The sequence below is a fragment of the Sporichthya brevicatena genome, assembly GCF_039525035.1.
Taxonomy (GTDB): Bacteria; Actinomycetota; Actinomycetes; order Sporichthyales; family Sporichthyaceae; genus Sporichthya; species Sporichthya brevicatena.
In genome coordinates, this window is record NZ_BAAAHE010000044.1 from 103,470 (window position 1) to 110,817 (window position 7,348).

The following is a 7,348-nucleotide window of genomic DNA, read 5'->3' on the forward strand; positions in this document are numbered from 1 at the left end:
GGGCCGTAGGCGTGCTGAGCTCAGGTCAGGTCGACGGCGCGGGCCCAGTCGGCTTCGATCGCCGTCTGGAGCTCGCTGAGAGCGTCCGCGGGGATCGCGGAGTCGACGGTCAGCGCGACGAGAGCCTGACCGCCCTTGGCGTCGCGGGCGACCTGCATGCCGGCGATGTTGACGCCGGCCTCGCCGAGGATCCGGCCGACGGTGCCTACGACACCCGGGCGGTCGACGTAGCGGAAGAACGCGAGGTGGTCGGCGAGCTCGACGTCGACCTCGTAGCCGTCGATCTCGACGATCTTCTCGACCATGCGGCGGGCGCCGGACAGGGTGCCGGAGACCGAGACGACCTCACCGGTCGCCATCGTGCCGCGGGCGGTGACGAGGTTGCGGTAGCGCGGGCTCTCGGGGCTCGTCGTCAGGTGCACCTCGACGTTGCGCTCCTGCGCGAACAGCGGGGCGTTGACGTAGGAGACCGAGGCCTCCTCGGCGATGTCGGTGAACACGCCCTTGAGGGTCGCGAGCTCCATCACCTTCACGTCGTGCTTGGTGATCTCGCCGCGGACCTCGACGTCGAGCCGGTCCGCGACCCCGCCCGCGAGGGCGGTGAAGATGCGGCCGAGCTTCTCGCACAGCGGCAGACCCGGCTTGACGTCCTCGGCGATGGTGCCGCCCTGGACGTTGACCGCGTCCGGCACGAGCTCGCCGGCCAGCGCGAGGCGGACGGACTTGGCGACGGCGATGCCGGCCTTCTCCTGGGCCTCGTCGGTGCTGGCGCCGAGGTGCGGGAGCGCCACGACGTTGTCCAGCTCGAACATCGGCGAGTCGGTGCACGGCTCCTTGGCGTAGACGTCGAGCCCGGCGCCGGCGACCCGGCCCTCCTTGAGGGCCGCGTACAGCGCGGCCTCGTCGACGATTCCGCCGCGGGCGGCGTTGATGATGTGCACGCTCGGCTTCACCAGGCGCAGCTGCTCCTCGCCGATCAGACCCGCGGTCTCCGGGGTCTTGGGCAGGTGCACGGTGATGAAGTCGGACTCGCGCAGCAGCTCGTCCAGGCTGACCAGACGGACACCGAGCTGCGTGGCGCGGGCGGCCGGGACGTAGGGGTCGTAGGCGATCAGCTCGACCTCGAACGCGGCGAGACGCTGCGCGACCAGGGCACCGATGCGGCCGAGGCCGACGACGCCGACGGTCTTCTCGGCGAGCTCGACGCCGGTGAACTTCGAGCGCTTCCACTGCCCCTGCTTGAGGGAGGCGTGCGCCTGCGAGACGTGGCGGGCGCTGGCCAGCAGCAGGGCCACCGCGAGCTCGGCGGCGGAGGTGATGTTGGAGGTCGGGGCGTTGACCACCATGACGCCGGCCTTGGTGGCCGCGGCGACGTCGACGTTGTCGAGGCCGACACCGGCGCGGGCGACGACGCGAAGCTTCTTCGCGGCGGCGAGCGCCTCGGCGTCCACCTTGGTGGCGGAGCGGATCAGGATGGCGTCGACGTCGGCGATCGCGGGGAGCAGCTCCTCGCGGTTCGCGCCGTCGCACTGCCGGATCTCGAAGTCGGGGCCGAGCGCCTCCACGGTGGCGGGCGACAGTTCCTCGGCAATCAGGACCACAGGCTTGGTCACAGGAGGATCCTCACGGAGTCAGAGGGCGGGGACGGGAGAGAACACCACACTGTGCCCGCAACATGAGTGTAACGAACGCGAACGGCCCCCCGGACCAGGCCGGGGGGCCGTTCGCGTGAAAGGTGAGGTCAGCCGGAGATCCAGCTCATCAGCGGACGCAGCTTCGCGCCGGTCTGCTCGATGGGGTGGTTCTGGCCCTCCTCGACGTACTTCTTGTAGTTCGGGAGGCCGGCGTCGTACTCGGCCATCCAGTTCTTCGCGAAGGTGCCGTCCTGGATCTCGCCGAGGATCTTCTTCATCTCGGCCTTGGTCTGCTCGGTGATGATCCGCGGGCCGGAGACGTAGTCGCCCCACTCCGCGGTCTCCGAGATCGACCAGCGCATCTTCGAGATGCCGCCCTCGTACATGAGGTCGACGATGAGCTTGACCTCGTGGAGGCACTCGAAGTACGCGACCTCGGGCTGGTAGCCCGCCTCGATCAGGGTCTCGAAGCCGGCCATGATCAGGTGGCTCAGACCGCCGCAGAGGACGACCTGCTCGCCGAACAGGTCGGTCTCGGTCTCCTCGGTGAAGGTGGTCTTGATGATGCCGGCGCGGGTGCCGCCGATGCCCTTGGCGTAGGACTTCACGAGGTCCCAGGCCTTGCCGGTCGCGTCCTGCTCGACCGCGATGATGCAGGGAACGCCCTTGCCCTCCTGGAACTGACGACGCACCAGGTGACCCGGGCCCTTCGGCGCGACCATGCAGACGTCGACGCCGGCCGGCGGGGTGATGAGGCCGTAGCGGATGTTGAGGCCGTGGCCGAAGAACAGCGCGTCGCCGTCCTTGAGGTTCGCCTCGACGGACTCGCTGTACAGCTTCCGCTGCACGGGGTCCGGCGCGAGGATCATGATCACGTCCGCCTCGGCGGCCGCCTCGGCCGGAGTGACGACCCGCAGGCCCTCCTCCTCCGCCTTGGCGCGGCTCTTCGAGCCCTCGGGCAGGCCGACGCGGACGTCGACCCCCGAGTCACGCAGCGACAGCGCGTGCGCGTGGCCCTGGCTGCCGTACCCGAGCACCGCGACCTTGCGGCCCTGGATCACCGACAGGTCGGCGTCGTCGTCGTAGAACATCTCCGCCACGGCGGAACTCCTTCTCTTGTCACGTTGCGTCCGGCCAACTGTGGCCTATGGGCCACAGTCCGCCGGACACATGGGGTGTCTAGGCCGAGCGCTCGACGGGGCGGAGGCTGCGGTCGGTGATGGATCGGGGGCCGCGACCGATCGCGACCATGCCGGACTGCACGAGCTCCTTGACCCCGAAGGGTTCGAGCATCCGCAACAGGGCGGCGAGCTTGTCGGAGCTGCCGGTCGCCTCGATCGTCACGGCGTCGCTGGAGACGTCGATGACCTTGGCGCGGAACAGCTGCACGACCTCCAGGACGTGCGAGCGGCTCTCCAGGTCGGCCTTGACCTTGACCAGCACCAGCTCACGCTGGACGGAGCTCGACGGCTCGAGCTCCACGATCTTGATGACGTTGACCAGCTTGTTCAGCTGCTTCGTCACCTGCTCCAGCGGGCTGTCCTCGACGTTGACCGCGATCGTCATCCGGGAGATCTCCGGGTGCTCGGTCGGGCCGACGGCCAGGGAGTCGATGTTGAAGCCCCGGCGCGAGAACAGGGACGCGATGCGCGCGAGCACACCGGGCTTGTTCTCGACCAGGACCGAGAGGGTGTGAACGCTCATCAGCTTTCCTCTTCCTCGCTGCGGTCCCAGGACGGGGCCAGGTCACGCGCGTACTTGATGTCGTCGTTGGAGGTACCGGCAGCGACCATCGGCCACACCATGGCGTCGGCGTGGACGACGAAGTCGATCACGACGGGGACGTCGTTGATCTCCATCGCCTTGCGGATCGTGGCGTCGACGTCCTCCGCCTTCTCGCACCGCAGACCCACGCAGCCGTAGGCGTCGGCGAGCTTGACGAAGTCCGGGATCCGCTTGGACTGCAGGTCGGTGTTCGAGTAGCGGCCCTCGTAGAACAGGGTCTGCCACTGGCGCACCATGCCGAGGTTCCCGTTGTTGATGACGGCGACCTTGATCGGGATGCCGTTGATGGCGCAGGTGGCCAGCTCCTGGTTGGTCATCTGGAAGCAGCCGTCGCCGTCGATCGCCCACACGACCTTGTCCGGCGCGCCGGCCTTGGCACCCATCGCGGCCGGGACCGAGTAACCCATCGTCCCGAGGCCACCGGAGTTCAGCCACGTCCCCGGCTTCTCGTACTTCACGAACTGCGCCGCCCACATCTGGTGCTGGCCGACGCCCGCGACGTACAGCGCGTCCGGGCCGGCGATCTCGCCGATCCGCTCGGTGACGTACTGCGGCGAGAGGCCACCGTCCTCCGGGACGTCGTAGCCCAGCGGGTAGCGGGTACGCAGGTCGAAGGTGGTCTCGCGCCAGGCGGCGTAGTCGCCCTTGCGACCGGCGTCGTGCTCGGCCTGGATCGCCACGATGAGGTCGGCGATCACCTCGCGCGCGTCGCCCACGATCGGGACGTCCGCGTGCCGGTTCTTGCCGATCTCGGCCGGGTCGATGTCGGCGTGGATGACCTTGGCCTCGGGGGCGAAGCTCGGCAGGTGACCGGTGACGCGGTCGTCGAAGCGCGAGCCGAGCGCGATCAGCAGGTCCGACTTCTGCAGCGCACCGACGGCGGCCACGGTGCCGTGCATGCCCGGCATGCCCAGGTGCAGCTCGTGGCTGTCCGGGAACGCGCCGCGCGCCATCAGGGTGGTCACGACCGGGATGCCGGTCAGCTCGGCGAGCACCTTGAGCTCGGCCGCGGCGCCGGCCTTGATGACACCGCCGCCGACGTAGAGCACCGGCTTGCGGGACTCGACGATCAGCTTCGCCGCCTCGCGCACCTGCTTGGCGTGCGGGCGGGTCACCGGCCGGTAGCCCGGCAGGTCGAGGGTCTCGGGCCAGGTGAAGGAGGTCATCGCCTGCAGCGCGTCCTTGGACACGTCGACGAGGACCGGGCCCGGCCGGCCGGTCGAGGCGATGTGGAAGGCCTCGGCGATCGCCCGCGGGATCTCCGCGGGGTCGGTCACGAGGTAGTTGTGCTTGGTGATCGGCATCGTGATGCCGCGGATGTCCGCCTCCTGGAAGGCGTCGCTGCCGATGGCGCTCGAGGGCACCTGGCCGGTCACGGCCACGATCGGCACCGAGTCCATGTAGGCGTCCGCGATCGCGGTGACGAGGTTCGTCGCGCCCGGGCCCGAGGTCGCCATGCAGACGCCGACCTTGCCGGTCGCCATCGCGTAGCCCTGGGCCGCGTGGCCCGCACCCTGCTCGTGGCGCACGAGCACGTGCTTGACGTACTGCGAGTCGAAGAGCGGGTCGTACGCGGGCAGGATCGCCCCGCCCGGGATGCCGAAGATGATCTCGACCCCGACGGCCTCCAGGGAGCGGACGAGCGACTGCGCTCCGGTCAGCTGCGCGACGGGCGCTTGGGAGGGGTGCGGATCTGCCATCGGGATTCTCTTTCCGGGAACGTGCGCGGGGTGGTGCGAGGACTCAAGTGCGGTGGCCCAGGGCCGGGAGGCAACAAAAAACCCCCCGCGCCCTTAGCGGGCGGAACGAGGGGTGGCGTGCCTGACCGAGTCGGCGCTCAGACGGCACGCTCGACGAGTACTACGGTCAGACGAAGACACATGCACGAACCGTCGCCGATCGGTGACCACCGTGTCAAGTTCGAGACGCCCCCCGTCCACGATCCGAGACGGGCACGCCAAGGATCGAGACAACGTTGTCCGGGCAGACGAGAGACGACGAACCGGGGAGGACGCGCATGCGGATCGGACGGCTGGGGACCGGCACCCTCGCGGTGGCGCTGGGGCTGGGGCTCGCGGCGTGCGGGGACGACGACGATCCCACCGCGATGCCGCCGGTGTACACGGACTCCCCCACCTCGTCGGCCACCGGGCCGGCTGCGGTCGCGAGCCCGAACGCGAGCGCGTCTCCGGGCCGCTCCCCCGCCACCGGGAGGCCGACCGTCGCCGGCGACGTGGTGACCGGGCTGACCTCGCCCTGGGGACTGGCGTTCCTCCCCGACGGCTCGGCGCTGGTCTCCGAGCGGGACACGGCGAGGGTGAAGCGCATCTCCCCCGGCGGGAAGGTCAGCACCGTCGGCACCGTCCCGGGCGTCGACCACGGGGGTGAGGGCGGGTTGCTCGGCATCGCCGTCGGACCGGACTTCGACGAGAACCCGCGTCTGTACGCCTACCTCACCGCGAGCGACGGCAACCGGATCGTCCGGATGCCCTACACGGCGAGCGGCCTCGGCCGGCCCGAGGTGGTCCTCGACGGCATCGACGCCTCCGGGATCCACAACGGAGGGCGCCTGGCCTTCGGCCCGGACGGAATGCTCTACGCCTCGACCGGCGACGCGTCCGACCGGCCGACCTCGCAGGACCGGGACGACCTCAACGGCAAGATCCTGCGGATGACGCCGGACGGGAAGCCCGCCCCCGGCAACCCGGACGCGGACTCGGTCGTGTGGTCCTACGGGCACCGGAACGTTCAAGGCCTCGCCTGGGACGACGCGGGCAACCTGTGGGCGTCCGAGTTCGGGCAGAACACCTGGGACGAGCTCAACCGTATCGAGGCGGGCCGCAACTACGGCTGGCCGGAGGTCGAGGGCGACGAGGGCGGGTCCGAGTTCACCCGTCCGGCCCGCGTGTGGCCGACGTCCGAGGCGTCCCCGAGCGGGCTCGCGTTCGCCCGCGGGTCGTTGTGGATGGCCGGCCTGCGCGGCCAGCGCCTGTGGCAGATCCCGCTGAGCGGGACCGGGACCGGCAAGCCCGTCGCCCACTTCAGCGGCGAGTACGGCCGGCTCCGGACCGTGGCCCTCGCCCCGGACGGGTCGCTGTGGCTGATCACCAACAACACCGACGGGCGGGGTCGTCCCCAGGCCGGCGACGACCGGATCCTGCGGATCACGCTCGGCTGAGGCGCGGCGCGCGGGTGCAGGCGCTTTAAACGCAGAGGGCGAGCACGGGACCCGGACCGACCGCCAAGCGGGGCGTCCCGATCGGATCCCCTCCGATCCCGACCGGAACTCGGTACCTGTTCCTCGTGCTCGCACCTCGACGAGCAGCCCGTCCCGTCGTCCCCTCCACGACGGGGCGAACCTTCACGCTCGCTGGGGCCTTGGACGCAGCCGAGTACGACGCGGTTCCCCCGGCTCCGACGATTTCGTCCCCAATTTCCGCCGAATTTCGGGAGATGGGGCCCCTGGGGCGAACGTTTCGCGGCGCCACCCCGTCCTCCACCCGAGACGTGCCCCCCACGGGGCCCGGGTCGGAGGAGGCACAGATGGACGTCACCGGTGACGGTCAGCCCGGCACGACGAGCACCGGACGGCGGCGCCGCACCTGGCCCGCGGCGCTGATCGGCACGGGCGTGCTGGGGGCTGCGACGCTGACGTTCACGCTGGTCAGCCCGCTGGGGGCCTCCTCCGCCGACGCCAGTGAGCTCCCGGCGTTCCGCGACTGCGACGCCCTCGCCGAGCACATGAGCGACCTCGCCCTCGACCGCCTCGCCGACTCGCGGCGCCGGGCGTACGACGAGTACACAGCCACCGACGACGTCGCCGCCGAGCGCGCGGTGCCGCCTCCGGTGCCCGTGCTGCCCGTCCCGGGCGGGCCGATGACCGGCAACGCGCAGCAGGCCGACGCCCCGACCGCCGGGGCGGCGGGCGC

General features: G+C 70.6%; 6 protein-coding genes. 2 read left to right on the plus strand and 4 right to left on the minus strand.

Annotated features, from left to right (window positions below):
* Window positions 1-20 precede the first annotated feature (20 nt).
* The 4 genes from serA to ABD401_RS20480 all read right to left on the minus strand — a co-directional run bounded on the left by serA (window position 21) and on the right by ABD401_RS20480 (window position 5,119).
* The gene (gene serA, locus ABD401_RS20465; RefSeq protein ID WP_344608196.1) at window positions 21-1,613 is read right to left on the minus strand and encodes a phosphoglycerate dehydrogenase; all 1,593 of its coding nucleotides are present in this window, start codon (window positions 1,611-1,613) and stop codon (window positions 21-23) included.
* Between the two features lie 128 nt (window positions 1,614-1,741).
* Entirely contained in the window at window positions 1,742-2,734 is a 993-nt protein-coding gene (gene ilvC / locus ABD401_RS20470; RefSeq protein WP_344608198.1) for a ketol-acid reductoisomerase, read from the minus strand.
* Window positions 2,735-2,813: 79 nt separating this feature from the next.
* Entirely contained in the window at window positions 2,814-3,338 is a 525-nt protein-coding gene (ilvN, locus tag ABD401_RS20475) for an acetolactate synthase small subunit (RefSeq protein ID WP_344608200.1), read from the minus strand.
* Window positions 3,338-5,119 (minus strand): acetolactate synthase large subunit, encoded by a 1,782-nt coding sequence (locus ABD401_RS20480; protein ID WP_344608202.1) that lies wholly within the window; start codon window positions 5,117-5,119, stop codon window positions 3,338-3,340. Before ABD401_RS20480 ends, ilvN begins: the two co-directional genes overlap by 1 nt.
* Window positions 5,120-5,436: 317 nt before the next feature.
* On the opposite strand from ABD401_RS20480, the gene ABD401_RS20485 reads away from it, so the two are divergent.
* Window positions 5,437-6,597 (plus strand): PQQ-dependent sugar dehydrogenase, encoded by a 1,161-nt coding sequence (locus ABD401_RS20485; RefSeq protein ID WP_344608204.1) that lies wholly within the window; start codon window positions 5,437-5,439, stop codon window positions 6,595-6,597.
* Between the two features lie 365 nt (window positions 6,598-6,962).
* Window positions 6,963-7,348: hypothetical protein (locus ABD401_RS20490; RefSeq protein WP_344608206.1), on the plus strand; the 386-nt coding region annotated here is incomplete at its 3' end.

Bases quoted from the DNA above. Each gene is read 5' to 3' on its own strand.
- ABD401_RS20485 (WP_344608204.1), top strand. From the start codon at position 5,437: ATGCGGATCGGACGGCTGGGGACCGGCACCCTCGCGGTGGCGCTGGGG.
- ilvN (WP_344608200.1), bottom strand. From the start codon at position 3,338: ATGAGCGTTCACACCCTCTCGGTCCTGGTCGAGAACAAGCCCGGTGTG.
- ABD401_RS20480 (WP_344608202.1), bottom strand. From the start codon at position 5,119: ATGGCAGATCCGCACCCCTCCCAAGCGCCCGTCGCGCAGCTGACCGGA.